Source organism: Arthrobacter sp. MMS24-T111, from assembly GCF_054888995.1.
On sequence record NZ_JBTZRO010000001.1, the window covers coordinates 2639143 to 2665122 of the forward strand.

Sequence of the window (25980 nt, forward strand, 5' to 3'; positions counted from 1 at the left end):
CAAGGAATGCTCATGAACGTAACCGATCAAACCTCTCCGCGCCGCCGGTTCCGCCGGGGGCGGGCCGCTGCCCGCCGCATGGGGATCGTCAGCGGTGTACTGGCCGTCATCCTTTCCGCCGGGATGGCCGTGGCAACTCCCGTGGCCTTCGCCGACGACCTCGAGGACCGCAAGGCCGCGCTCGAGGCCGAAGCGGCCCGTGTCCAGGCCTCCCTTGAGTTCGTCGATTCCAGGATCGCCAAGGCCGCCGGTGACCTGGTGATTTACCAGGGCCAGCTCCCCGGTGCGCAGCAGGCCCTCCTCGACGCGCAAGGCCGCGTGGCCAGTGCTGTGAAAGAATCGGAAGCCCTGGCGGCCCGGGTGGACATGGCCCAGCAGAACAAGGCCAAGATCACCCAGCAGCTCGAAACTGATAAGCAAAAGATCGCCGACACAAAGAAGCTGATCGGCCAGATCGCCACCCAGGCCTACAAGTCCGGTGGCGTGCCCTCCAATCTTTCCCTTTTCTTCGGGTCCAGCGGCGGCGGCAGCCTGACCGACACCATGGACCTCGCCGACCAGGCCATGCGCAGCCAGAACGCGGCGATGGACAAGCTCAACCAGCAGAACGCCACCAACGTCAACTCCGAAGCCCGGCTGCAGGCCGTGGAAGGTGAGATCAAGGACCTCAAGGCCAAAGCCGATGCAGCACTGGAACGTGAGAAGGCCGCGCGGGACGAAGCCGCGGCCAAGAAAGCCCAGGTTGACCAGCTGATCGCCGACACCACCCGCCTCGATGCGGAGCTCCAGGCGGCCAAACCCGGCATCCAGGCCCAGCTGGCGGGCGTCCAGGCCAACCAGAACCAGGTGGCCAACGAAATCGCCGAACGCGACCGGAAGGCCCGCGAGGCATGGGAAGCCGAACAGCGCAGGCAAGCAGCGGCTGCGGCTGCCGCAGCTGCCGCCGCAGCGGCGGCAGCGAACCGCCCGGCCCCGCCTGTCCAGCCGTATGTTCCGCCCGCAGCAGGGTCGCCGTCGGCCTTTGGCCTCCGCCACCCCTTTGACGGCAGTATCCCCATCACCTCCGGCTTCGGCTACCGCACCACCCCGCCGGGCACCATCGACTTCTACGGCACCGGCGGATACATGCACACCGGTATTGACTTCGGCGCGGCCTGCGGCACTCCCGTGTACGCTGCGGCAGCCGGTGAAGTCTTCAGCTCAGGCTGGAACTCCGCCGACGGCGGCGGCTGGCGCGTCAAGATCGACCACGGGGTGGTGCAGGGCAACACCCTGACGACCATTTACTACCACAACTCCAGCATCGTGGTTTCGAACGGACAAAGGGTCTCGCAAGGCCAGCTGATTGCCTACTCCGGCAGCACAGGCAACTCCACAGGCTGCCACGCCCACTTTGAAACCTGGCTCAACGGCGTCGCGGTTGACCCCATGGGACTGCTCTAGGGTCGTCCCGCCCCTGCCGTAGACTGGTATAGCTCCGGGCCGCGGTCACGGAGCAGCCAACCTTAACCTGAGGAGTTTCCCCGTGCCTAAAGAAAGTGGCCGTAAGGTGGTGGCCACCAATCGCAAGGCCCGGCATGACTATCACGTGCTGGACACCTACGAGGCCGGCATCGCCCTGATGGGCACCGAAGTAAAGTCCCTCCGGGAGGGCCACGCCTCCATGGTGGATGGATTCTGCACGTTCTACAACGACGAACTGTGGATGGAAGCCATCCACATTCCCGAATACAACCAGGGCAGCTGGACCAACCACGCTGCCCGCCGCCGGCGCAAGCTGCTGCTGCACCGCGAGGAGCTCATCAAGATCTCCCACAAGGTCCGGGAATCCGGCTACACCATTGTTCCGTTGCAGTTGTACTTCGTGGACGGGCGGGCCAAAGTGGAAATCGGCGTGGCCCGCGGCAAGCGCGAATACGACAAGCGGCAAACGCTGCGTGAGCAGCAGGACAACCGTGAAGCCCAGCGCGAGATGCGCGAACGCAACCGGCGCCGCTAGGAATTTTTTCCGCAGGGCATGCGTTAGTATTAGTAGTCCGGCAGGCTTGCCAGCCGGTTTGGTAACAAAATACGGGGATGATCGGTTTCGACGATGTTAGTCGCGACAGGTGAAGCGGGCCGAGGATGCAGAATTATCTCGTAAACGCTGTCTGCAAACCAATAAGTGCCGAATCTAAGCGCACTGACTTCGCTCTCGCTGCCTAAGCAGTAAGACAGTCCGTCAGCCCGGGGTTGCTATCGCCCCGGATCCTGGCGTCATTTAGATAGCCACTGCTGTTTGCTCCCGTCACCGGAGTAGACGGGACTCTTAGGTGACTGGGCCCGGATCAGCCAGCTGTTTGCAGCATGGCTGGGGCCGAGAAAATCCGACGCAAACTGCGCCCGGAGAAGCCCTGACAACACGACATCGGACGGGGGTTCAATTCCCCCCATCTCCACCCACGGCAAAGGCCGGGACATCCCACGGACGTCCCGGCCTTTGCTGCCGTAACGCCCCGGTCCCAGGACCGGGGCGTTTTCGTTTGTTCGGCGAGGCGACACCGCCCGGGCCTAAATGCTCTAGCGGCATGTTCCGGCACGCGGCTACCGTCGACTTTATGCACAACGACCCGCCGCAGACGCCCACTGAACTCCTGGACCCAGGCAGCTGCTGGGACCTCCTGCGCGGTGTCTCGGTTGGACACCTTGCCGTGTTCGTCAACGGCTACCCGGAGGTCTTCCCCGTCAACTACAAAGTGGATCAGCAGTCGCTGGTCTTCCGCACGGGCGAGGGAACCAAGCTGCGCGCCGCCGGCGGCCCACTCGCGGTCGCGCTTGAAGCCGACGGGCACAACGACGCCAAAGCCTGGAGCGTGCTGGTCAAGGGAAAAGCCGTCATCCTGGAGCCCTCCGATGAACTCCTCGCCGGAGCAGGCCTTACCCTGTTCCCCTGGCAGGCCGGGGAGAAGGACCACTTCGTCCGGATCGTCCCCACTTCGATAACCGGCAGGCGCTTCACCATCACGTCGCCGCTGACCTGGTGGAACCACGTGGGGCACGGCACCCGGCACGAACCCGTATAAGCCGTGGAAACGAGGGGTGGGCCCAACGGCCCTGTCCGGATTCCCGTGCGTGCTGGTACCACTGACCTATGATTGGGTCGCCAACCGCCGCTGCCGCCAAGCCCCCTTTTGACGCCGTCATCTTCGACCTGGACGGGGTGGTAACCAACACGGCGCTGGTCCACCAGGCTGCGTGGAAAGATGCCTTCGACCGCATATTCCAGGACCCGCGGATGCCCGCCGGCGCCAACCGTGCTCCGCTGAGCCGGGCGGAGTACCTCTCTTTCATCGATGGCATGCCGCGTGAGGACGGCGTGGTCCGGTTCCTCGCAGCGAGGGGGGTAGAGATCGCCAGGGGAGCCGAGACTGACGAGCCGGGAGCCTGGACCGGGTTTGGCCTGGGCGCATGGAAGAACGAACTGTTCCACCAGCGGCTGCGCCGGGACGGGGTGCAAAGCTACCCGGGAACGCTGCAATTGCTGCAGCGGCTTGCCGGCGCTGCAGTCCCCACCGCGGTGGTCACCGCCAGCCGGAACGCCGCACTGGTCCTGGAAGCCGCCGGCATCAAGCACCTGTTCACGGTGGTCATGGACGGCACGACGGCGGCTGGCCTGGGTTTGCGGGGGAAACCGGCACCGGACGTCTTCCTCGCCGCCGCCGTCCAGCTGCGCGTCGCACCGGCACACGCCGTGGTCATAGAGGACTCAGCGGCGGGAGTGGAAGCAGGGCGCCGGGGCGGCTTCGGCCTGGTGGTTGGAATCGACCGCAGCGGCAGCCGCCGCCAATTGGAGGCCGCCGGCGCAAGTACTGTGCTGAACGATGTGGGTGAGCTGGACCTGGGACTGGTCATCGGCAACGCCTGGCACCTCGTGTATGAAGGCATCGACGCAGGCCACGAGGGGCACCGTGAAGCCCTGACCACGTTGGGCAACGGCTACATGGGCGTCCGGGGGGCGGCCCCTGAAGGGAGCCCCTTCAGCTACGCGGGCATGTACCTTGCCGGCGTGTACAACAGGGTTACCGTGAAGGCCGCAGACGAGACCCTGGTTGAGGAGCACATGGTCAATGCGCCGGACTGCCTCCCGCTGGACCTCCGGATCGCCGGGCTGCCGTGGTGGTCGGACGGCGGCCTGGCCGTGGTGCGTGAGCACCGTGTCCTGGACCTCCGACGCGCCGTGCTGGAACGGCGCCTGCTGCTCGAAGGCGCGGACCGCCGTCGCATGGAGGTGGTCCAGGTCCGCTTCGTTTCCATGGCCGAACCCCACCTCCTGGCGCTTGAGACCACCATCACCGCCTTGGGGTGGAGCGGCGCCGTGGAAGTTCGCAGCGGCATCAACGCCGGCGTCCGCAACGCGAACCTGCCGGAGCGTGCCCAGGGCTCGGACATCCACCTGGCCGATCTGACGCCGTCGCGCGGCACCGCCTTCGAACTGCCCCTGCACGCTCCATCCGTCGTCGAAGTCCAGACCACCCAAAGCCTCATCCGTATCGCTGCGGCTTACCGTACGCATGTGTCCGTGGCGGCGGAGCCGTTAGGAGAGGGCGGAGAAGGGGCCTTCCACTACAGGACGTTCCGGCTTTCCCTCACGCCGGGTATCCCTGTCAGGCTGACCAAGACGGTGGCGGTGGTGACGTCCCGTGACCGGGCCATTTCCTCCCCGGAAACCGGCGCCCGCGCGGTGCTGGAACGCGCCGGCGATTCCTTTCCCGGCTCTTGGCATCCCACGAGGAAGCATGGCGGAGGGAACTCCGCCCGTTCCTCGTGGAAATCGACGCCCCGGTCCAGGTACGCCTGGTCCTCAACCTGCACATCTTCCACCTGTTGCAGACCCTGACGCGCCACACGGCCGAGCTGGACGCCGGCGTCACCGCGCGTGGACTGCACGGCGAGGGCTACCGCGGACACGTTTTCTGGGACGAATTGTTCGTTCTCCCGGTGCTCACGTCCAAGACCCCTGCGGTGGCCCGCTCCGTCATCGAGTACCGGTGGCGGCGGCTTCCCGCTGCCAGGCACGCCGCCGCCGCGGCCGGCCTGGCAGGGGCGAAATTCCCGTGGCAAAGCGGCAGCGACGGGACTGAGGAGACGCCGAAGTGGTTGTACAACGAGCGTTCCGGACGTTGGGTCAGGGACTACTCCCATCTTCAGGTGCACTCGGGCCTCGCGGTGGCCTTCAACGCCTGGCAGTATTTCCAGGCCACCGGTGACAAGATCTGGCTCCTGCAAAAAGGTGCGGAGCTGGTGATCGAAGTGGCCCGGTTCTTCCGGTCCCTGGCAACTTTCGACCAACGAGATGGCAGATATCACCTGCGTGGTGTTGTGGGCCCGGATGAGTACCACACGGGATATCCGGGCCGGGCCGACCCTGGCCTGGACGACAACGCCTACACCAACGTCATGGCGGCGTGGGTGTGCCTGCAGGCGGCGGATATCCTTCGCTACCTGCACGGGAGCGAGCGTGCCGGGCTGATGGAATCACTGGGCGTTGACGCAACGGAGGCCGCCGGCTGGGAATCCGCGGGCGCCGCCATGTATGTCCCGTTCCACGGCGACGGCGTCATCAGCCAGTTCGAGGGATACGAGCAGCTCAGGGAACTGGACTGGGAGCACTACCGCGACGCGTATGGCGACATTGAGCGGCTGGACCTGATCCTGGAGGCCGAGGGGGACGGAACCAACGGGTACAAGCTGGCCAAACAGGCGGACGTCCTGATGCTCCCGTATCTACTGGGCCACGAAGGCCTGCTGGGTATCCTCGAGCGACTGGGCTACGGTTTCACGAAGGAGCAGCTGAACCGGACCATCGAGTACTACCTGTCCAGGACGGCCCATGGTTCCACGTTAAGCCGGGTGGCCCACGCCTCCGTCCTGGCCGGGGTGGACGCCGACCGTGCCTGGGACAGTTTCCGGGAAGCGCTCGACGCCGACCTCGACGACACGCAGCACGGCACCACCCGGGCGGGTATCCATTTGGGAGCCATGGGAGGAACCATCGACGTGGTGCAGCGCAGCTTTGCCGGCCTGCGCTTCAGCGGGGACAGTATCCTGTTCGCCCCCAACCTGCCAACACGGCTCCGTGCCGTGGCCTTCGAAGTCCTCTATCGGGGACACCGGCTGCGGGTCCACCTCAAGGACGGTCAGATGAGCATCGCATCGGCACCCGGTGACGCCGGCCCCATCACAGTGCACGTTTATGGCACTGATGTGGTCCTGCCCCCAGGCCAAGCGCGGCAGTTCCCGCTGCCCGCCCGGACCACCGGGGTGGCGGCATCGTGAGGCGGCTGGGAATCCTTACCAGCGGCGGCGACTGCCCGGGCGTGAATGCGGTGATCCGTGGAGCGGTGCTGGGCGGCGACGTCGCCCATGGGTACGAATTCGTGGGTTTCCGCGACGGATGGCGGGGTGTCCTGGAGGATGACGTCGTTCCCCTGCCCAGGACGGGTGTCCGCGGGATCGCGCGCCTTGGCGGGACTATCCTGGGGACATCGCGGACCAATCCGCTGGCCGCGGGCGGCATCGAGGCAGTACGTGCCGGCTTCCAGCGCAACGGGCTGGACGGCCTTATTGCCATCGGGGGAGAAGGCACCCTGGCGGCGGCCCGGGAGCTGTGCGGACAGGGGCTCAATGTCCTGGGCGTCCCAAAGACCATCGACAACGACCTGGGCGCCACGGATTACACTTTTGGTTTCGACACGGCCGTCCAGACTGCCACCGAGGCGATTGACCGGTTGCGGACCACGGGGGAATCACACCACAGGTGCATGATTGCCGAGGTCATGGGCAGGAACGCCGGCTGGATAGCGCTGCATTCGGGCATGGCGTCCGGTGCGCACGCAATCCTGATCCCGGAACACCCCGTCCCGATCGAGCAGATCGCCACCTGGGTGCTGTCGGCGCGGGACCGCGGCAGGGCTCCGCTGGTGGTGGTGGCTGAGGCCTTCGCGCCGGAGGGGCGGCAGGCACCCTACGCGCCGCGCGGCCTGGACACCTTCGGCCGGCCGCGCCTCGGCGGGATCGGGCTGCTGCTTGAGGAGCAGTTACAGGAGCGGACGGGAATAGAAACCCGGGCCACCGTGCTGGGCCATATCCAGCGCGGCGGCGAGCCCACCGCCTTTGACCGGGTCCTTGCCACCCGGCTTGGCCTGGCTGCCGTCGAATCAGCCGCGGCCGGACGCTGGGGCACCATGGTCGCGCTCCGGGGCACGGACATCGTGAACGTGGGCCTGGACGAGGCCCTGGGCGAGCTTAAGAGGGTTCCCGAGGCCCGCTACCGGGAAGCCGCGGTGCTGTTTGGATAAGCGGTGCTGTTTGGATAATTCGACCGGCCGGAAGGGGCCGGAATGGGCGGAATTCAATCAGGCTGCGCCGGGCGGATGCGCAGGACGGCGGACCCGGTGATCCTGTCGGCGGCCAGGTCTTCCAGCGCTTTATCGGCGGCGTCGAAGGGGTATGCGGTAGTTTTCAAGGTCAATGACAGCTTGGCCGCCAGGGCCAGGAATTCACGGCCGTCCGCCCGGGTATTGGCGGTGACGCTGCGCAGCTGGCGCTCGTAGAAAAGCTCCCTGCCATAATTCAGGGCTGGAATATCACTGAGGTGGATGCCCGCGACGGCAAGGGTTCCGCCGCGGTCGAGGGCCGCCAGCGCCACCGGGACAAGATCGCCCACCGGGGCAAAGAGGATGGCCGAATCCAAAGGGACCGGCGGCCGCCCGTAGGCGTCGCCGGCATACTCTGCACCCAGTTCCAGTGCGAGTGACCGGGCCTCCTCCGACCGGGTCATGACGAACACGGAGGCGCCCTGCCTGAGGGCCAGCTGCGCGGTGATGTGGGCGGAGCTGCCAAAGCCATAGATGCCAAGGCGGCCGCCAACCGGCACTGCGGCGCGTTTCAGGGCGCGGTACCCGATGATCCCGGAGCACAACAGCGGTGCGGCCTGCTCGTCGGAAAAGGCGGCCGGGACCGGGTAGGCGAAGTCCTCGGCGACCGCCAGCCGTTCGGCAAAGCCTCCGTCCCTGTCCCACCCGGTGAACACTGGCGATGAGCACAGGTTTTCATCGCCGCGGCGGCAGTAGTCGCACCGGCCGCACACGCCGCCAAGCCAGGCGACGCCCACCCTGTCGCCGGCGTGGAACCGTGTGCAGTCCGTGCCCGTTTCGATGACGACGCCGACCGCTTCGTGCCCGGGGACCACGTGGGGATGGTGGGGTGCCAGGTCTCCTTCGGCGAGATGGAGGTCGGTGCGGCACACACCGCAGACACTGACCTGCACCAAGAGCTCATGCGGCCGCGGTTTCGGCGTGGCCCTCTGCCCCTGGACCAGGGGATGCGTGGATATTGGGCCCGGGTCGCCCACCCACCATGCACGCACGGTGCGTCCGGTTCCGTGGCGGCTACTCGAAGCCCGCGCGGGTTGCGTCGTCCAACGGCGTCTGCCACAGCAACGGCGCGGTCATGGTGAAGCGCCTGCCCGTGATGGACTCGGGCGTGATGCGGATGAAGTATTCCTTGCCCACTCCCTGCCAGGGGAACAGCGCCCGCCGGATGTCGTCGAGGTCAGGTCCTGTTGGCGTTGTCTCGGCGGCTTTGCCTTTAATCACGACGCTCCATGCCAGGCCGAACTGGGAACTGACCGCGTCCGCCTCGAGGGCCACGACGGCGTCGGACTCGATGGCCTGCTGTTTGGTGCCGCCGCCCGTGCGGAAGACGAGCGTATGGCCGTCCACCTTGTAATTGACCGGAAAGACGTCAGGATGGCCATCCGCCATGACGGCCAGGCGTCCCACCCCGGTCTGCGCGAGAAGCGACCAGCACTCTTCGGCATCGAGGATTTCAGCTGCAGGTACGTTTGGGTTCACTGTCATAGGGCACAGCGTAGGGAAATCGCCCGTCCCCGGAAAGGGCACAAAGGCCCGGCATTGGGCGGACGAATGTGCAGTGGCTAGAGCCAATCGGCGGCGAAGTCCACGGGCGGCCACCACCGGGTGGGCGGCGTGACCGCGAACCGGCGGCCGGTGAGTTCGGTGGGGGTGATGATGATCAGGTGGTCCTTGATCCCGGCCTCCCACGGTTCACGGTCGGCGTCGACCGCCGGCAGGCTCATGCGTGTCTCGTCGAACGGTTCCGGCCTGCCCTTTGCCACCACGCTCCACACCTCCGTGGCGTATGGATTCAGTCCGTCAACCTCCAGCGCTGCCACCGCCCCGCTCAGCAGGGCACGAAGCTTGGTCCCCGGCGCCGTCCGGAAGAACAGCGTGTCGCCGGAGACGGATAAATTCACCGGAAAGATCTCTGGGATTTCGCCGTTGATGACCGCGAGGCGGCCGATATAGGAGGACCTCAGGTACTGCCAGCACGCATCTGCGTCCAAAATTTCGGTGGGAGAGCCCTCCGGGGAACCAGTCATGCTACCGATCCTAGAGCCTCGGCAGTACCAGCGCACCGGTGGGAAGGGAATGCCGGACGGCTGCTGCGCTGTTCACCGACGGCGTAGCAGCACCGGGACTGGAATCTGCGGCTGGGTCGTTGACAAGCGTAAGGATCCCGATGGAAACCTGGCACGGGCGGCAACGGCCCGGGGACTTCACCGGGCGAACCGGCACGAGGGCTGGAGGTGCCCCATGGAGCAGGCGCGGAAGATCATGCCGCCGGAGGACGACGACATCCTGGACTCGTACTCGCAGACGGTCATGCGGGTGGCGGCCACGGTTACGCCGCACGTGGCGGCGATCGAGATGACTGCCCGGCGCCGCAACGGGCGGGCCCGGGTGGGCGCAGGTTCGGCAGTGCTCTTTACCGAAGACGGCTACCTGCTCACGAATTCCCACGTGGTTGCCGGAACGCACGAGGGTTTTGCGGTCTTCGGTGACGGCAGCAGGATGGAACTGGAACTCGTGGGCACGGACCCGTTGTCTGACCTCGCGGTGGTCCATGGTTCCCGGCCCAAGGTGCCACCGGCCCAGTTCGGTGCGGCCGAAACCCTCAGGGTGGGCCAGTTGGTGGTGGCGGTTGGGAACCCGCTGGGACTGGCTGGATCCGTAACAGCCGGTGTGGTCAGCGGCCTGGGCCGGGCCATTCCGGTGTGGTCCGGGGGCAACAGGCGGGTCATCGAAGACGTCATCCAAACGGATGCGGCCTTGAATCCCGGCAATTCAGGCGGCGCGCTGGCAGACACGCACTCGAGGATCGTTGGGATCAACACGGCAGTGGCGGGAGCAGGGCTTGGGCTCGCCATTCCCATCAACGCCACCACGCGTCGGATCATTGCCGCTTTGCTTGCGGACGGGAGGGTGCGCCGGGCCTACCTGGGCTTGGTGAGTACGCCCATCCAGCTCACTCCCAGCGCTGTGATCCGCACCGGGCGGCGCGAAGGGCTGCGCGTTGTGGAGGTGCTGCCTGAATCTCCGGCGGACAAGGCAGGGCTGGCGGCCGGGGACATCCTCCTGACGGCGGGAGGCCGTCCTGTCAGCAACGCCGAGAGCCTGCAGCGGCTCCTGTTCGCGGACGCCATTGGCCAACCGCTCGATGTCGCCGTGCTGCGGGACGGCACCGAAGTGCACCTCACCGCCGTTCCGGAGGAAATGACGGGCAACGGAACTCCGTAGGCACCGGGGCCGGTGCGTCCGGAAGCGCTAGGCTCCGGCTGCCGGCGCTTCCACGTCCGCGATGCCTGTGAAACGCGTCCCGACGCCGTCGTACTCGCCACGGACGCAACCGGGCTGTACCGGTGGGATCTCTTCCGGGGCGTGGTGCCCGCACACCACGTAGGTAAAGTCCGGCCACCACTTCTTGGGCCGGGCCGCTTCCTCATACCCGCACACGGCGCACTCGAGATGGACCCACACGGGCCGCTTGCCTGTCCGGTTGGCCCGTGACTGCACCAGCCACGGGGGAGGATTGTCCAGGATGCCTCGGAAGCTCGGCTTCCGGCATCCACTTCGGCAGGCCATGGCGCTGCGCCATTTCAAGGGGTACATCCAGGGCTATTGCGGCGTCACGTCTGCTGATCATCACCATCCACCATACGGGAACCCGCCAAATCGCGTCTTGCCCCGGAGCCCCTCAGCCGGCGGTTCCGGCAACGCCGCTGGTCAGGGCAGATCCAGGCTGCAGCCGGGGTGCGGGGCGTCGCTGGAGACCCACAATGCCGAGGCGATCTCATCGGCGAGGTCGTACTCCCGGGCACCCCCGATCCGCACCACCAGCGCGCCGCCGAAGGGCCGCCGCCCCAACACTTCCACGCGGGCGTCAAGCTCGATGTCCTGCGAGGCAAGGTAGCGGAGCAGCTCAGGGTTGTCGTCGCTGATCCGGGTGATCCTGCCGGTATGGCCTTCGTCCAGTTCGGCGAGGAGGTGGGCGCGCGGCATCAGCACTTGGCCGTCCGCCGTGGGAATGGGATCGCCGTGCGGATCCCGGCTGGGGTCCCCGAGCTTGGCGGCGACGCGCTCTATGAACGTGTCCGACACTGCATGCTCCAGCTGTTCGGCTTCATCGTGCACTTCATCCCAGCTGTAGCCCAGGCGTTCCACGAGATAGGTTTCGATCAGCCGGTGGCGGCGCACCATGGCCAGCGCAAGCCGCAGTCCCGCGTCGGTCAGGGTCACGGCACTGTACGGTTTGTGGTCCACCAGGCCCTGGTCCTTGAGCTTGCGGACCATCTCCGATACTGACGAATTCGCCACCCCGAGCCGCTGGGCCAGTTGGGTGGACGTGATGGGCTTGTCCTGCCATTCAGTGAATGAATAGATGACCTTGACGTAGTCCTCGATGGAGGAGGATGGCGCGCTGGTCTTCACAGGCTCAAGCCTACCGGGTTCCCTGCCGCGGCCGGGTCCGCGGGGCCTGCGGCGCCGCCTGGCAAAACCATCCCGCTACGCCTTCACGGCGCGCCACGCCAGGGTGAGGTAGGGAAGATCGAGTTCCTGGTCGGGCGCGTAGGCCAGGTGGTCGTGGAGGTACCAGTCCAGGTTCGCCAGGACTTTGGCCCGGGTTGCCTCGCTCGCGCGCAGGTAATAGCTCCTGGACTTGGTGAGTTCCATCAGGTCCGTGGTGGTTACCTTGTCCTGCCAGTGCGTGACATTGCCCTCAAGCCCGGTAAATTCGCGCCCCACCACCGGCTTGTGGCCCGGGCGGTACACATCGCCGGCGTGCATGATCCTGGAAAGCCTGTGCACCCAGGGTACCGAGGTATCCAGCTGGTTCCAGATGAGTCCGAGCGTTCCGTGCGGGCGCAGGACGCGGGCGAGTTCGGTGCTCGCGGGCAGCGCGTCGCACCAGTGCCAGGCCTGGGCCACGGTGACGACGTCGAAGGAGGCTTCGGCCAGTCCGGTCGCCTCCGCGGTTCCCGCCATGGCCGTGGCAGCAGGGCAGTGCGCCGCGAGTTGGGCGAGCATGTCGGTGGAAGGATCGACGGCGGTTACCTCCAGGCCAAGCTCCAGCAGCAGGGCCGTGAACTTCCCGGTACCGGCCCCTACGTCGAGTGCGTCGCGGGCCTGCGCCGGGACCAGCCACCGGGCTGATTCCACGGGGTAGCCCGGCCTGACGCGCTGGTAGTGCCGTCCGCCGTCCCGGAAACTGCCGCCAAGTTCCCGCCGGCGCCCGTGATCAAGCTTGGGGCCACACCGAACCACGCGTGGACTCCTTCAATTCCGACTGTTGATGCCCCTCGAATTTACCGCACCGCCTCGAAAATGTGCTGGGGGACCATGGGCGGGAAGTGCCCACTAGTCGTCGATACAGGGGGCCGCGCCGGCCGTGCCCGGGGTGTTGGGTGCCCAGTGCGGGTAGGTGCGGGAATCGTTGGCCGGCACCCAGCGGCCTGCGTCAACCACGTAGTCCCAACCCAGACCGCTGCTGCGCAGTGTGCGGATGCCGGCAAGGAGGCGTTCGGCATCCTCCAGCCGGGATCCGACGCCGAAGCTCGCCCGGAGTGATCCGTTGGGCAGGCCCAGGCGCTTCAGCAGCGGGTGGGCGCAGAAGCGTCCGTCGCGCAGGCCCACGCCGTGCTCCGCCGAGAGATAGGCGGCCACCAGCCCGGCGTCGTAGCCTGCAACCGAGAAATTGACCACGCCGATGGTGTCCGTTTCCGGATTGGTGTCCTTGAAGATCTGGTGGACGGTGACGCCGTCGATGCCCTGGAGGCCCTCCACCAGGAAGGAGCGGATGGCGGATTCGTGGGCGTGCCACCGGGCCTGGTCCAGCCCGGCGATCACCTGGGTGGCACGGGCCAGGGTGGCTGCGCCTAGCACGTTGGGTGAGCCGCCCTCGTGGCGGGCCGGGCCGGTGGCCCAGCTGACGCCGTCGAGCCTTGCTTCCTTGACGGCACCGCCCCCGGCCAGGTGGGGGACACCGGCGTCCAGCCAGTCCGCACGTCCTACCAGGACGCCTGCGCCGAAGGGTGCGTAGAGCTTGTGTCCGGAGAAGGCGAGATAGTCGACGTCGTCCGCGCTGATGTCCACCCGGCGGTGGGGCGCAAGCTGGGCGGCATCCACCACGATCCGTGCGCCGTACTGGTGCGCCAGTGTAGCCAAGGCCCGGATGGGGAGGATCTCGCCGGTGACGTTGGAGGCGCCGGTGACGGCCAGCAGGCTGACCCCGCCCTGCTCCAGTTCAGCGCGGACTGCCTCCAGTGTGCCGCTGATGGTGTCCGCGGCGACGATGCTGCGGTGCGGGACGCCCTGCCAGGGCAGGAGGTTGGCGTGGTGTTCGATGTCCAGGTACAAGACGTCCCCGGCGGGGCGGCCGCCGGCCAGCGGCAGGCAGCCGGCCAGCAGGTTCAGGGAGTCGGTGGTGTTGCGGGTGAAGATGACCGAATCGTCGGGGCGCCCTCCCACGAAGTCACGGACAATGTTGCGTGCGTTTTCGTACACGGACGTGCTGATCTGGGATGCGTACCCGGCGCCCCGGTGGACACTGGCGTAATACGGGAGGATCTCGTTCAGGTACGCGGACACCACTGACAGAGCCGGGGCGGAGGCGCCGTAGTCGAGGTTTGCGTAGCGAACGTGGCCGCCGGAGATCAGCGGCGCCTGGATCTCTGCGCCGGTGACCGCGGCGAGGGGACGGCCGGCGATGGCCTGGCGCGGATCCGGCGCGGCGGCGTTGGCGGTGGCGGACTGGGGGGAGACGGTGGCAGTTGTCACAGAGACCTCACTTGGATACAGGACTCCGGCATAGTGGAATCCGCGCTTGCCGTATCCGCTCCGGACCGGCCTGGTCGTCACCCGGGGCACCCCACCGCGAATGGAGGGTTGCCGGCCAGCAAACCGGGGTTTTGCGCTGGCACTCGTGACCTGGATAAAAGCGTAGAACATGGAATGGGCAGGACTAAAGCCGCAGCAATTGTTAAGGCTTTTGTTACGTCCTGCCGAAGAAACGGCCGCGGACGCCCCGCAAAGGAGGCGTCCGGCGTCGTATTATTCGATTATCTTGCCGCTAGGGCGACTGCTGGAGCAGGTCGTCGAGGTCCGGGTTCAGCCGGTGCAGTACCTCTGAATGCAGGATCGAGTTCGTTGCCAGGGCATTGCCGCCGAACGGGCCGTCCTCGCCTTCGAGGGACGTGAAGCGGCCGCCGGCCTCCACCACGATCGGCACCAGGGCGGCCATGTCGTACAAATTCAGTTCGGGTTCGCAGGCGATGTCCACCGAGCCCTCGGCCACCATGCAGTAGGACCAGAAGTCCCCGTACGCCCGGGTCCGCCACACGTCCTCCGTCAGGCCCAGGAAGTCGTCAAGGTTTCCGCGTTCCTTCCAGCCACCCAGGCTGGAATAGGAGAGGGAGGCGTCGGCCAGGTTGGACACGTTGGAGACCCGAAGCCGGGTGGCGGCGGCCAGGGACCTGCCCATGTACGCCCCCATGCCTTTGGCAGCCCACCAGCGCTTGCCCAGTGCCGGTGCGCTGACGACGCCCACCACCGGTTCGCCCTCGTCCACCAGGGCGATCAGCGTGGCCCAGACCGGGACGCCACGGACGAAGTTCTTGGTCCCGTCGATGGGATCGATGATCCAGCGCCGTGAGCCGTGGCCGGTGCTGCCGAATTCCTCACCCAGGACGGCATCGCGGGGCCGGGAGCGGGAGAGCTGGCCACGGATGGCCTCCTCGGCCGCCTTGTCGGCGTCGGTGACCGGCGTCAGGTCCGGCTTGGTCTCGACGTGGAGGTCCAGGGCCTTGAACCGGCTCATCGTCTGGTCGTCCACGGAGTCGGCCAGGACGTGGGCCAGGCGCAGGTCATCGTTGTAACTCGAAGCGGGTTGGATCATGGTTCCAAACTACCGTCTGCGGGCGTTTCTGCCGGGAGAACGCGTCAGTTGACGCTGCCAAGCTCCTTCGTTTCCTGTGCTTCCATCCTTGGATCGGCACCGAGCAGCCGCCGCAGGGACGCCAGGCGGGCGGCGCCGGTGGGGCCGGCGTGTCCGCCATCCACCCACTCGTCCAGCCCGCAGTTGACCGCCGTTGCCGTGTGCTTGCAGCCGCGTTCGCAGTTTTCGATGCCGGGGGAGAGATCCGGGAACGAGCGCAGGATCCTGTCCGGATCCACATGCGCCAGGCCAAAGGACCGGATCCCCGGGGTGTCGATGATCCAGCTGCCGGGCGGCGCGTCCGCCAGCCGAAGTGCCAGCGCGGACGACGACGTGTGCCGGCCGCGCCCGGTGACGGCGTTGACGCCGCCGGTGGCGCGCTCGGCACCCGTCAGTGCGTTCACCATAGTGGATTTGCCCACCCCGGAATGCCCCAGCATCACGGTGACGGTACCGTCGAGGTGCGCGCGGAGGGCGGCCACCGCGGCGCTGTCCAGCCGGGCCGAGAGGCCGTCGTCGGACCGCGCGTCGATCCCGGAGGCCTGTGCGTCGGCGGTCTTGCTGATGATGACCGGGAAGTCCAGGTGCGTGTAATTGGAGAGGAGCTCGGCGGGGTCCTTGACGTCGGCCTTGGTCACCAGCAGGATCGGCGCAATCCCGGCATCGTAGGCCGCCACCAGGGCGCGGTCGATGAAGCCGGTGCGTGGCTCGGGGTTGGCAGCCGCCACGACGATGACCAGCTGGTCCGCGTTGGCCACCACGGCTCGCTCCACGGGGTCGGTATCGTCGGCGCTGCGGCGAAGGAGCGTGCGGCGGTCCTGGATTTTCACCAGGCGTGCCAGTGTGTCCGGGGCTCCGGAGACATCCCCCACCAGGGAGACGAAGTCGCCGGCCACCACGGGATTGCGGCGAAGCTCGCGGGCCCGCGCGGCAATGACCACGCGCTCATTGTCCGAGTCCTCACCCACCACTGCGGTGTACCGGCCACGGTCCACCGTGATGATCCGGCCGGTCACAGCGTCATCGTGGCTGGGGCGGTCTTTGGTGCGGGGTCTGGAGCCTTTCTTGCTCGGGCGGATCCTGACGTCCGATTCGTCCCAGGAATCAGTGCTCCGCGCCACTGCCGCGCCCTTCCGGTCCGGCAGCGGACGTGCCCTCCTGGGCCAGCATGCCTGCCCACAGCTGTGGGAAGTCGGGCATGGTCTTGGCTGTGGTGGCAATATCCTCCACCTGGACGCCCGGTACTGCCAGTCCCAGGATTGCCCCGGCCGTGGCCATCCGGTGGTCTGCGTAGCTGTGCACGACGCCGGCGTGCAGCCGGGCGGGGCGGATGAGCAGTCCGTCCGGGGTTTCCTCGGCGTCCCCGCCGAGCCGGTTGATCTCTGCCACCAGGGCGGCCAGCCTGTCGGTTTCGTGTCCTCGCAGGTGCGCGATCCCGGTGAGCCGGGAGGGCTCCGAGGCCAAGGCACACAACGCGGCGACGGTGGGGGCGAGTTCGCTGGTGTCCGCGAAGTCGCCACCTTTGATCTCCGGACCGCCGGTGACGGTCAGGACGCCGCCGGCCAACGTGACCGTGGCACCCATGCTGGTGAGGATGTTGCGCCACAGGTCGCCCACCTGCTGGGTTTCCGCCGGCCAGTTGGGGATCCGCACGGTTCCCCGCGAGGCGAGGGCCGCCGCCAGGAACGGGCCCGCGTTGGAAAGGTCCTGTTCGATCCGCTGGTCGAAGGCACGGATCGGTCCGGGCGCCACCACCCAGTGGTTGGGCACGGAATCGTCCACGGACACGCCTGCGCCGCGCAGGACCGCGACCGTCATGTTGATGTGGTCCAGGCTTGGTACAGGTTTGCCCACATGCTCAAGATGCAGGCCGTCGTCGAACCGTGCCCCCACGAGCAGGAGGGCGGAGACAAACTGGGACGAAGCGCTGGCATCAATCACCAGGTGGCCGCCCCGGACGGAGCCTGTGCCCGCCACGACGAACGGGAGGGACGACGGGGCGCTGCCGTCTTCGGCTGAGACAGCCACACCCAGGGCCTTGAGGGCCTCGATGATGGTCCCCATCGGACGCTTGCGTGCGTGCGGGTCGCCGTCGAACACGCTGGCCCCGTTGCGGAGCGCCGCAAGCGGCGGGACGAACCGCATCACCGTGCCGGCCAGCCCGCAGTCGATCCTGGCCTCCGTCACCGGCGCGGACGCGGGCAACGGGACCACTTCGAGGTCAGGACCGAAGGTTCCGTCGCCCGGGACCTCCGTGATCGTGGCGCCAAGCTGCCGCAGCGCATCGATCATCAGCGCGGAATCCCTGGAATGCAGGGGCGCCCGCAACCGGGACGGCCCATCCGCCAATGCCGCCAGAACGAGGTACCTGTTGGTCAGGGACTTCGAGCCAGGCACCGTGACGGTGGCATTGACGGGCCGGGAAGCGAAAGGCGCGTCCCAGTGCTGGACAGGTGTTCCGGCGGCGTCCCGGGCGGCAGTTGCTGCGGTCATTCGTGCTTAGGCTCCCGTGGCGTGGTCGACGGCGCGGCGGACAGCCTTGTCCGCCTTGTGCAGCTTCTTGTTCGTGGTCTTGCGCGCGTCGGCGGCCAGGTGCGAGGCGTTCCGGCGGGCACCTGCGGCAAGGTGTTCGGCGCGCCAGGCCAGCCCCGGCTTTCCTGCGGTGTCCACCGAAGCGAGCAGCGCACCGCCGCTGAGGGACAGGTTCTTGAGCAGTTGGTTCCGGCGGGTCTCGCGCCCTTCCTTGCTGCTGATGTCCGCGCTGCGCCACTCAACGAACGTGTTGAGCAGGGAAACCACCGTCAGCAGCGACGCGGAGAGCCTGGAGAACTTTCCAAGGCCGAACAGGACGCCGGCGCCCACCTGGGTACCGCCGATAACACGGGCGAGGGTCTTCTCGCTGGCCTGGAAGGGAAGCGAGGCGGCGGCCTTGCGCAGCAGCGGTGAGAGCTGCTGCGCGGTGTCGTCGGAGTTCTTGAGCTTATCCAGTCCGGCAATGACAAAACTGGAGGCGAGCATGGGCCGTGCGAGCGTGCGGACAAAGGACATGGATTTCCTCCTGGATGGACGAACCGCGGAACGCGGCGGAGTCGGTCCTAGTCTTGCACTTTTGGGGAATATTTGCCTGCGGGAAGGGGTTATGGCTGACGGGTCACTGACATGCGGCCCGATGATCATTCACCCGATACAGAGCGGAGTTGGCCCTTGGGGAAGGTGTTGGACGGAACGAGGCCTGCGGGTCCGGTGGCAGTGGAAGCACTGGCTGCCGATCCCCTGGAGTACGGCACGCCCCGGGCAGGGCGCCTGACAGTAGACTTGAAGGCAATGAGCACCCTGGATCCGGCCGTCGCGGCCATGTATGAGGCTTCACCTGGCGCAGCGAACGGCTCGGCACCGGCCCCGCCGGCATCTGCCGCGCCGGCGGAGGAGGTTGGTCCGGCCGCAGGACCGGAAACCGAGGACGCCGCCCTGGACGTTGCCGCGGAGACCGTCGAGGACCGCCGCCTGCGCTTCGAACGGGACGCCATGCAGTACGTCGACCAGCTGTACTCCGCTGCGATGCGCATGGCACGGAACCCCTCAGATGCCGAGGATTTGGTCCAGGAGGCCTACACCAAGGCATTTTCGGCGTTCCACCAGTACAAGCCGGGCACGAACCTCAAAGCGTGGCTGTACCGGATCCTGACCAACACCTACATCAACCTCTACCGCAAGAGGCAGCGCGAGCCGCTTCAGTCCAATTCGGACACGATCGAGGACTGGCAGCTGGCCCGGGCGGAGTCCCATACGTCGAGCGGACTACGGTCGGCCGAGGCCGAGGCGTTGGACCACCTCCCGGATTCGGACGTCAAACGGGCGCTCCAGGACATTCCGGAGGAATTCAGGTTGGCGGTATACTTCGCCGACGTCGAGGGCTACGCCTACAAGGAAATCTCAGACATCATGAACACGCCCATCGGCACCGTGATGTCCCGGCTTCACCGCGGCCGGAGAATGTTGCGGGACATGCTCGCGGAGTACGCCGCCGAGCGCGGATTCAAAACAGCCGCTGATGCATCGGATGCGGCAGGAAGCAAATCACAGGAGAACAGGAAATGAGCGACTGCCAGGGATTGGGCGATTGCGACGACACACGGATGCAACGCATCTATGAGTATCTTGATGGGGCATTGACCCGCGAGGACCTTACTGAAATCAAGAACCACCTTGACGACTGCCCCGAGTGCGCGCAGCAGTATGACCTTGAGTGCGTGATCCGCAACATGGTCAAGCGCTCCTGCACAGAGTCCGCTCCGGACAACCTGAAGAACGCCATCCTGGACCGGATTCACGCCATCCGTCCGGTGGAGGCGTAGGAACGCCCACACGCGGGCGGACAAAGCCGCAGACAGCAAAGGACCCCGAAAGCCGAATGGCTTCGGGGTCCTTTGCTTGAACCGTAGTCCCTGGCATTTGCCTAGGTGTTGGGGCGCTTCCCGTGGTTCGCGCCGCCACGCTTACGGTCACGACGCTTGCGTGCACGCTTGCTCATAGCTGGCCTCCTTACTGTTGGTACTCAAAGAGCTGCCCTCCAGTCTCCCACATGATGTGGCGACCCGCGAACCGGAGCAGGCGGGTGACCTGCGGCAGTGTGGCCGGTTGCCGGCGCCCTACCCGTCGAGCGCAACGCCGATGGCTGCGCGGGCTTCTTCCAGGACAAGCCGGACATGATCCAGCGCCACCGCGTTGAGCGGCGCGGGCTGGGCCAGGCTTTGCAGGTCGGCGCGGATGCCATCGCGGAATTGTTGCAGCATCCGGTCTATGGCGAGTTGCTGCACGGCAGCGGTGATCCCGTGTTCCACTGCTGCCAGGTCCACCTGGCGGTGGTTCAGTTCGGCAAGGCCTTCTGCCGTGATGTGGTACGTCGTGCGTCGTCCGGACGGCTCAGTGGCCACCAGGCCGTCCGCCTCAAGCTTGCCCAGCCGTGGATAGATTGTTCCCGCGCTGGGGGAGTAGGCGCCGCCAAACCGGTCCGTGAGCGCCTTGATGAGCTCGTACCCGTGCTTGGGGCCGCCTTCGAGCAGGGCAAGCAGGTACAAGCGCAACGCACCGTGTGCGAAGACGGCAGGCATCAGCCGTGCGCTTCCCCGCTGCCGGGTTCCGGGGCGTGGACAATGGCGGTCCTGCCGGACACCGAATTGGTCCTGACCAGCATGAGCTGTTCATCCGGGCCGGCAATCGTTTCCACTTTTCCATTGGCCAGGAAGCACTGCTGGCCGTCAAGTACCACCGTCCCGCCGGCCGACTTGGCCACGATATCGACGCCGACATCGTGCGGAAGTTGAATGGTCAGGTCCCCGGAGAGGGAGTTGGAACCGAAATCGTGGGTGAAGCCAAGCAGCTCGAAAGTGAGGTGGCCGCTGACGGTGTTCGTGCGTACGTTGGTGAAGTGTCCGGACGCGGTGACTGCCCCGGAGACGCTCTTGACCGTGAGGACGCCGCGGTGGTTCGTGATGGCGGCCGTGCCGCTCACGATGTTGACCTGCAGCTCACCGGAGGTGCCGTCGGCGACGACGGAGCCTGACACGGTGTTGAGTCGGACGTGGGCGGCGACGCCGGAGACCATTCCCTCGCCACTGACCGTGCCGGCCTCCACCTCGACGCCGGGTGGAACGGAAATGCTGATCACGGCCGAGTTGTCGCTGGTGTGGTTGACGGATTCCATCAAATTCTTGAACCATCCCTGCGGACCATTCAGTTGATGCCGGACTTCCACCCTGCCGCCGCTTGCTGACACCGCCACGGGGTCGCCGTGGACTTCCGAGATCTCCACCCGTACCGCCGTCCCGGCATGGGCCGCCACGGTGAACTTGCCGCGCACCATGCCGAGCTTCAGGGCGGTGGCGTCCTCGATCTCGATGGTTTGCGGGCCTTGCACAGTCCAGTTTCCGTCAGCCATGGTCCCCTCCAGAGGCGATATATCGCGTTGGGCTTCAACCTAGCCGCGCGGGCTTGCGCCGGTCAAGGCGTCCTGTTGGGGCTTACTGTGGCGCGTCCATCCCGAGCCACTGGAACCAGCCGCGGTGGAGCACCAGCCATGCCATGAGGCCATAGCCGGCCTGGCCCGGCGTCCCCCCGTTGGCGGCGAGGTCCTGGCGCCACTGCTCGTGGTTCAGCAGGGGCGAGAACGTATCGACATACAGATGCTTGCGCCGGGTGGTGACGTCCGCGAAGGCGGTGTTCAGTTCGTCCAGCCTCCGGTTTTGGGTCGGATCGAGCGTGGGGGGCGGTCCGACGACGAACACCTCGACACGGTTCTGCGACGCCGAGTCCAGGATGTTGGCCAGGTTCAGCCTGCTCCGCGCGGTTGAAAGTCCGAATTCGATGTCGCGCCCGGACAGGCCGATGACCAGCCTGTTCTCGGCCTGGTCGCTGAAGCGCCGGCCGGCTTCGTCCAGCCACCGGGCCGCAAGCCCTTCGGTACCTTCCTGCGGACAGGGGAGGGCGTAGCTTTCCAGCAGCATGCCGTCCTGGGGAGTGCGGGCCAGGACGCGGCCAAGCCAGCCCAGCGCCCGGGGATCGCCCAGTCCAGCCAGCAATTCGTCTCCTACAGCTGCGATCCGCAGCTTCCTGTCTTCCACGCGTTCCTCTTCACTTCCGAACCGGCCGCAGCCTCCGTTGCCGCCGCGGCTGCGGAGGTAAGGGGCGGCGCTGTCCAACCATTAACAGAACTGCCCGGCCGGAGTCTGGTATTTCGACGTCCGGCCGGGCAGCCTTACGGTTTACTTCTTTGCAAATGCCTGCTTGAGCAGCAGGTCCTGTTCAGCGGCGTGCCGCTTCATGGAACCTGCAGCCGTTGAGGCCGACGCCGGGCGGGACACCAGGCGGACGCGACGGTCCAGTGCCTCCGGCAGGTTCAGGCCGATGAACGGCCACGGACCCTGGTTGGCGGGCTCGTCCTGCGCCCACACGACCTCGGCGTTCGGGTACTTGGCAAGCTCCGCGGCGATCTCCGCGTGCGGCAGCGGGTAGAGCTGCTCGACGCGCACGATTGCGGTGGTCTTGTCTCCGGTCTTCTGGCGGGTGGACAGGAGATCGTAGTACAGGCGGCCGGAGACCAGGATGACGCGTTCGACGGCGGTGGCCGGCAGTTGCTCATGCTCGGCGATGACCGGGCGGAAGGCGCCAGTGGTGAAGTCCTCCACGGACGAAGCGGCAGCCTTCAGGCGCAGCAGCTGCTTGGGCGTGAAGATGATCAGCGGCTTGCGCGGGCGGCTGTACGCCTGGCGGCGCAGCAGGTGGAAGTGCGAGGCCGCCGTGGTGGGGTTGGCCACGATCATGTTGTCCTCGGCGCACAGCTGCAGGAAGCGCTCGATCCTTGCCGAAGAGTGGTCCGGGCCCTGGCCTTCGTAGCCGTGCGGGAGCATCAAGACCAGCGAGGAGCGCTGGCCCCACTTCTGCTCGGCGGAGGAGATGAATTCGTCGATGATGGTCTGCGCACCGTTGACGAAGTCACCGAACTGGGCTTCCCAGAGGACCAGCGCGTCAGGGCGCTCCACGGAGTAACCGTATTCGAAGCCCATGGCAGCATATTCGGACAGCAGGGAGTCGTAGATCCACAGCTTGGCCTGGTCATCGGAGAGGTTGCCCAGGGGCAGCCATTCCTTGCCGTTGGCGCGGTCGTGGAAGACGGCGTGGCGCTGGACGAACGTGCCGCGGCGCGAGTCCTGGCCGGCGAGGCGGACGGGCACGCCTTCCATGATGAGGGAGCCGAACGCTGCGATCTCGCCAAAGCCCCAGTCGATGCCGCCTTCGCGGGACATCTGCTCACGCTTCTCGAGCAGCTGCTTGAGCTTGGCGTGGACGGTGAAGCCCTCGGGAACCTCGACGTGGGCCTTGCCGATCCGGGCCAGGGTCTCGGCGCTGATGGCGGTGGCGACCGGTGCACTGACGTTGGAATCGGACTGCTGGGCCATGGGGCGCTCGATATCGGACACGGCGGCGGAGTCGGCAGTCACGATCGGGATCGGCGAGGTCTGCGCGGCGTGGGTCTCCGCGAAGACCCGCTCCAGCCGTTCCTGGTAGTCGCGGAGCAGCTGCTCGGCTTCTTCCTCGGTGATGTCACCGCGGCCGATCAGCGATTCGGTGTACAGCTTGCGGACGGAGCGCTTGGCTTCGATCAGGTTGTACATCAGGGGCTGGGTCATCGAGGGGTCGTCGCCCTCGTTGTGGCCACGGCGGCGGTAGCACACCATGTCGATGACGACGTCCTTGTGGAAGCGCTGCCGGAACTCGTAGGCGAGCTGGCCGATGCGGACCACTGCCTCCGGGTCGTCGCCGTTCACGTGGAAGACGGGCGCCTGGATCATCTTGGCGACGTCGGTTGAATACGTGGACGAACGCGAGGACGACGGGGCGGTGGTGAAGCCCACCTGGTTGTTGACCACCACGTGGATGGTGCCACCGGTGCGGTAGCCGCGCAGCTGGGACAGGTTGAGCGTCTCGGCCACGACGCCCTGGCCTGCGAAGGCGGCGTCGCCGTGCACCATGATGGGCAGCACGGGGAAGGATTCGCCCTGGTCCAGGCGGTCCTGCTTGGCGCGGACAATGCCCTCGAGGACGGAATCGACGGCTTCCAGGTGCGAGGGGTTGGCGGCGAGGTAGACCTTGGTCTCCTTGCCATTGTCTGAGGTGAAAGTACCCTCGGTGCCCAGGTGGTACTTGACGTCGCCCGAGCCCTGGACGGAACGCGGATCCTGGGTGCCTTCAAATTCGCGGAACACCTGGGCGTAGGTCTTGCCGGCGATGTTCGTGAGCACGTTGAGGCGGCCGCGGTGGGCCATTCCGATGGCAACTTCGTCCAGGCCGTCGTCGGCAGCGTCGGACATGATGGCGTCCAGCAGCGGGATCAGCGATTCGCCGCCCTCGAGCGAGAAGCGCTTCTGGCCTACGAACTTGGTCTGCAGGAACGTTTCGAAGGCCTCCGCGGCGTTCAGCTTGGAAACGATCCGGATTTGTTCTTCGCGGCTGGGCTTGGAGTAGGGGTGTTCGAGCTGGTCCTGGAACCACTTGCGCTCGGCCGGCTCCTGGATGTGCATGTACTCGATGCCGGTGGTGCGGCAGTAGGCATCGCGCAGGACGCCCAGGATGTCGCGGAACTTCAGCATCGGCTTGCCGCCGAAGCCGCCGGTGGGCCACTCGCGGTCCAGGTCCCACAGTGTCAGGCCGTAGGTGAGGACGTCGAGGTCGGGGTGCTTGCGCTGGACGTATTCGAGCGGATCCGTGTCCGCCATGAGGTGGCCGCGGACGCGGTAGGAGTGGATCAGCTGCTGGATCCGGGCCACCTTGTTGATCTCGTCGGCGGGATCTACCTGGAGGTCGGGGCTCCAGCGGACGGGCTCGTAGGGAATGCGCAGCGCTTCGAAGATCTCATCGTAGAAGTTCTGGGCCCCGAGCAGGAGCTGGTGGACCAGCTTGAGGAACTCGCCGCTGCCTGCGCCCTGGATCACGCGGTGATCGTAGGTGGAGGTCAGGGTGAGGACCTTGCTGATGGCGTTCTGCGCAATGATCTTTTCGCTGGCACCCTGGAACTCGGCCGGGTAGTCGAGGGCACCGACGCCGATGATGGCTGCCTGGCCCTTGGAGAGGCGGGGCACCGAGTGGACGGTGCCGATGCCGCCGGGGTTGGTCAGGGAGACCGTGGTGCCCTGGTGGTCCTCGGCGGTCAGCTTGCCGTTGCGGGCACGCTTGATGAGGTCCTCGTAGGTGTGCCAGAACTCGGCGAAGTTGAGGGTTTCGGCCTTCTTGATGTTCGGGACCATCAGCAGGCGGGTGCCGTCCGGCTTGGGCATGTCGATGGCGATGCCGAAGTTGACGTGCGCGGGCTGGACGGCGACGGGCTTGCCGTCCACTTCGTCGTAGTACACGTTCATGGACGGGAACTGGGAGAGCGCGCGGATGACGGCGTAGCCGATCAGGTGCGTGAAGGAAACCTTGCCGCCACGGGCACGGGCAAGGTTGGAGTTGATGACCACGCGGTTGTCGATCAGCAGCTTGGCGGGGATGGCGCGCACGCTGGTTGCGGTGGGCACCTCGAGGCTGGTCACCATGTTGGTGGCGATGGCCTTGGCGGGGCCGCGCAGGATCGAGACGACGTCCTCTTCGGGAGCCGTGGGGGCCTTGACGTTCTTGGGCAACTGGGCCGGGATGGGCTGGGCGCCGGTGCCTGCGCCGGTCTTCGTGCCGCCGTCGCGGGCCTCGGTGGCAGGGGCCTTTTTGACCGGGGCCGGGGCCGGGGCGGCGGGTGCTGCGGCAGCGGGTGCTGCAGGGGGAGCGGCGGGGGCTGCTGCCGGCGACGGTGCCGGCGCGGCGGGAGCCGCCTTCACGACCGGGAGTTCCCGGGTGGCGGGGTGGGCTGCGTGTGCGGAATTTCCATTGGAAGAAGAACCGTTGCCCGAGTCGAAGGATTCAAACAGCGGCCACCACTTGGCATCCACAGCGTTCTTGTCCTGCTGGTACTGCTCGTACAGTTCGTCAACGAGCCACTCGTTTCCGCCAAATTCCTCTGGTAGACGGTGGCTTGGCTGCTCTGGCACTTGAAATACGCCTCTTCCATGAGTTTGATTTCTCTCCGGCCCCCCGGTGCTTCAGCACTGCGATCGAACCAGT

General features: G+C 66.6%; 24 protein-coding genes, 1 other RNA gene, 1 pseudogene and 1 riboswitch. Of the genes and pseudogenes, 10 read left to right on the top strand and 16 right to left on the bottom strand.

Features of this window, described 5'->3' with window-relative positions:
* Positions 1-12: 12 nt before the first annotated feature.
* The 7 genes from ACX5I6_RS12370 to ACX5I6_RS12400 all read left to right on the top strand — a co-directional run bounded on the left by ACX5I6_RS12370 (position 13) and on the right by ACX5I6_RS12400 (position 7337).
* A complete protein-coding gene (locus ACX5I6_RS12370; protein WP_285247511.1) occupies positions 13-1443 on the top strand; it encodes a peptidoglycan DD-metalloendopeptidase family protein in 1431 nt (476 codons plus the stop codon).
* Between the two features lie 82 nt (positions 1444-1525).
* Complete coding sequence (gene smpB / locus ACX5I6_RS12375) at positions 1526-1999, top strand: SsrA-binding protein SmpB (RefSeq protein WP_050054575.1); 474 nt, start codon at positions 1526-1528, stop codon at positions 1997-1999.
* Between the two features lie 73 nt (positions 2000-2072).
* Positions 2073-2441: a transfer-messenger RNA gene (gene ssrA, locus ACX5I6_RS12380) on the top strand.
* 156 nt (positions 2442-2597) lie between these two features.
* Positions 2598-3062, top strand: a complete 465-nt coding sequence (locus tag ACX5I6_RS12385) for a pyridoxamine 5'-phosphate oxidase family protein (RefSeq protein WP_461840661.1) — start codon at positions 2598-2600, stop codon at positions 3060-3062.
* Between the two features lie 68 nt (positions 3063-3130).
* Entirely contained in the window at positions 3131-4876 is a 1746-nt protein-coding gene (locus ACX5I6_RS12390; protein WP_461840662.1) for an HAD-IA family hydrolase, read from the top strand.
* Positions 4804-6315: a glycosyl hydrolase family 65 protein gene (locus ACX5I6_RS12395; protein ID WP_461840663.1), complete on the top strand. Its 1512-nt coding sequence runs from the start codon at positions 4804-4806 to the stop codon at positions 6313-6315. The genes ACX5I6_RS12390 and ACX5I6_RS12395 overlap by 73 nt, the downstream gene beginning before the upstream one ends.
* Complete coding sequence (locus ACX5I6_RS12400; protein ID WP_461840664.1) at positions 6312-7337, top strand: ATP-dependent 6-phosphofructokinase; 1026 nt, start codon at positions 6312-6314, stop codon at positions 7335-7337. Before ACX5I6_RS12395 ends, ACX5I6_RS12400 begins: the two co-directional genes overlap by 4 nt.
* A 53-nt stretch (positions 7338-7390) precedes the next feature.
* Here ACX5I6_RS12400 and ACX5I6_RS12405 read toward each other — a convergent pair whose 3' ends face one another.
* From ACX5I6_RS12405 to ACX5I6_RS12415, 3 genes are all read right to left on the bottom strand, one after another.
* Complete coding sequence (locus ACX5I6_RS12405; protein ID WP_461840665.1) at positions 7391-8407, bottom strand: zinc-dependent alcohol dehydrogenase family protein; 1017 nt, start codon at positions 8405-8407, stop codon at positions 7391-7393.
* Positions 8408-8429: 22 nt separating this feature from the next.
* Positions 8430-8900 carry a pyridoxamine 5'-phosphate oxidase family protein gene (locus tag ACX5I6_RS12410; protein ID WP_461840666.1) on the bottom strand — a complete coding sequence of 157 codons (471 nt, stop codon included), beginning with the start codon at positions 8898-8900 and terminating at the stop codon, positions 8430-8432.
* 77 nt (positions 8901-8977) lie between these two features.
* Positions 8978-9442, bottom strand: coding sequence for a pyridoxamine 5'-phosphate oxidase family protein (locus tag ACX5I6_RS12415; RefSeq protein ID WP_461840667.1), 465 nt, complete (start codon positions 9440-9442; stop codon positions 8978-8980).
* A 214-nt stretch (positions 9443-9656) separates the two neighbouring features.
* Here ACX5I6_RS12415 and ACX5I6_RS12420 point away from each other — a divergent pair, with 214 nt between their 5' ends.
* Positions 9657-10640 carry a S1C family serine protease gene (locus ACX5I6_RS12420; RefSeq protein ID WP_461840668.1) on the top strand — a complete coding sequence of 328 codons (984 nt, stop codon included), beginning with the start codon at positions 9657-9659 and terminating at the stop codon, positions 10638-10640.
* Positions 10641-10667: 27 nt separating this feature from the next.
* Here ACX5I6_RS12420 and ACX5I6_RS12425 read toward each other — a convergent pair.
* The 8 genes and pseudogenes from ACX5I6_RS12425 to ACX5I6_RS12460 all read right to left on the bottom strand — a co-directional run bounded on the left by ACX5I6_RS12425 (position 10668) and on the right by ACX5I6_RS12460 (position 18381).
* Positions 10668-11046: pseudogene (locus ACX5I6_RS12425) on the bottom strand (hypothetical protein).
* Between the two features lie 80 nt (positions 11047-11126).
* Positions 11127-11831 (bottom strand): metal-dependent transcriptional regulator, encoded by a 705-nt coding sequence (locus ACX5I6_RS12430; protein WP_461840669.1) that lies wholly within the window; start codon positions 11829-11831, stop codon positions 11127-11129.
* A gap of 75 nt (positions 11832-11906) precedes the next feature.
* Complete coding sequence (locus ACX5I6_RS12435; RefSeq protein ID WP_461840670.1) at positions 11907-12665, bottom strand: class I SAM-dependent methyltransferase; 759 nt, start codon at positions 12663-12665, stop codon at positions 11907-11909.
* A gap of 93 nt (positions 12666-12758) precedes the next feature.
* Entirely contained in the window at positions 12759-14177 is a 1419-nt protein-coding gene (locus ACX5I6_RS12440; RefSeq protein ID WP_461840671.1) for an aminotransferase class V-fold PLP-dependent enzyme, read from the bottom strand.
* 37 nt (positions 14178-14214) lie between these two features.
* A riboswitch (SAM riboswitch) is annotated at positions 14215-14328 on the bottom strand.
* Positions 14329-14469: 141 nt separating this feature from the next.
* On the bottom strand, positions 14470-15294 hold the full coding sequence (gene hisN, locus ACX5I6_RS12445) for a histidinol-phosphatase (RefSeq protein WP_018760166.1): 825 nt from the start codon (positions 15292-15294) through the stop codon (positions 14470-14472).
* Positions 15295-15338: 44 nt separating this feature from the next.
* The gene (rsgA, locus tag ACX5I6_RS12450; protein ID WP_285247522.1) at positions 15339-16454 is read right to left on the bottom strand and encodes a ribosome small subunit-dependent GTPase A; all 1116 of its coding nucleotides are present in this window, start codon (positions 16452-16454) and stop codon (positions 15339-15341) included.
* On the bottom strand, positions 16438-17826 hold the full coding sequence (gene aroA / locus ACX5I6_RS12455) for a 3-phosphoshikimate 1-carboxyvinyltransferase (protein ID WP_461840672.1): 1389 nt from the start codon (positions 17824-17826) through the stop codon (positions 16438-16440). Before aroA ends, rsgA begins: the two co-directional genes overlap by 17 nt.
* 6 nt (positions 17827-17832) lie before the next feature.
* Entirely contained in the window at positions 17833-18381 is a 549-nt protein-coding gene (locus ACX5I6_RS12460) for a DoxX family protein (RefSeq protein WP_018760163.1), read from the bottom strand.
* Between the two features lie 276 nt (positions 18382-18657).
* Here ACX5I6_RS12460 and ACX5I6_RS12465 point away from each other — a divergent pair, with 276 nt between their 5' ends.
* Together ACX5I6_RS12465 and rsrA are read left to right on the top strand one after the other, a co-directional pair.
* Complete coding sequence (locus tag ACX5I6_RS12465) at positions 18658-19431, top strand: sigma-70 family RNA polymerase sigma factor (RefSeq protein WP_461840673.1); 774 nt, start codon at positions 18658-18660, stop codon at positions 19429-19431.
* On the top strand, positions 19428-19688 hold the full coding sequence (gene rsrA, locus ACX5I6_RS12470) for a mycothiol system anti-sigma-R factor (protein ID WP_018760161.1): 261 nt from the start codon (positions 19428-19430) through the stop codon (positions 19686-19688). The genes ACX5I6_RS12465 and rsrA overlap by 4 nt, the downstream gene beginning before the upstream one ends.
* Positions 19689-19789: 101 nt before the next feature.
* Here rsrA and ACX5I6_RS12475 read toward each other — a convergent pair whose 3' ends face one another.
* From ACX5I6_RS12475 to ACX5I6_RS12495, 5 genes are all read right to left on the bottom strand, one after another.
* A complete protein-coding gene (locus ACX5I6_RS12475) occupies positions 19790-19864 on the bottom strand; it encodes a 50S ribosomal protein bL37 (protein ID WP_369299106.1) in 75 nt (24 codons plus the stop codon).
* Positions 19865-19982: 118 nt separating this feature from the next.
* Complete coding sequence (locus tag ACX5I6_RS12480; protein WP_461840674.1) at positions 19983-20444, bottom strand: PadR family transcriptional regulator; 462 nt, start codon at positions 20442-20444, stop codon at positions 19983-19985.
* Positions 20444-21271: a DUF4097 family beta strand repeat-containing protein gene (locus ACX5I6_RS12485; RefSeq protein ID WP_461840675.1), complete on the bottom strand. Its 828-nt coding sequence runs from the start codon at positions 21269-21271 to the stop codon at positions 20444-20446. Before ACX5I6_RS12485 ends, ACX5I6_RS12480 begins: the two co-directional genes overlap by 1 nt.
* Positions 21272-21353: 82 nt before the next feature.
* Positions 21354-21953, bottom strand: a complete 600-nt coding sequence (locus ACX5I6_RS12490) for a GDSL-type esterase/lipase family protein (protein ID WP_461840676.1) — start codon at positions 21951-21953, stop codon at positions 21354-21356.
* A 141-nt stretch (positions 21954-22094) separates the two neighbouring features.
* Positions 22095-25907 carry a multifunctional oxoglutarate decarboxylase/oxoglutarate dehydrogenase thiamine pyrophosphate-binding subunit/dihydrolipoyllysine-residue succinyltransferase subunit gene (locus tag ACX5I6_RS12495; RefSeq protein ID WP_461840677.1) on the bottom strand — a complete coding sequence of 1271 codons (3813 nt, stop codon included), beginning with the start codon at positions 25905-25907 and terminating at the stop codon, positions 22095-22097.
* Positions 25908-25980: the final 73 nt, after the last annotated feature.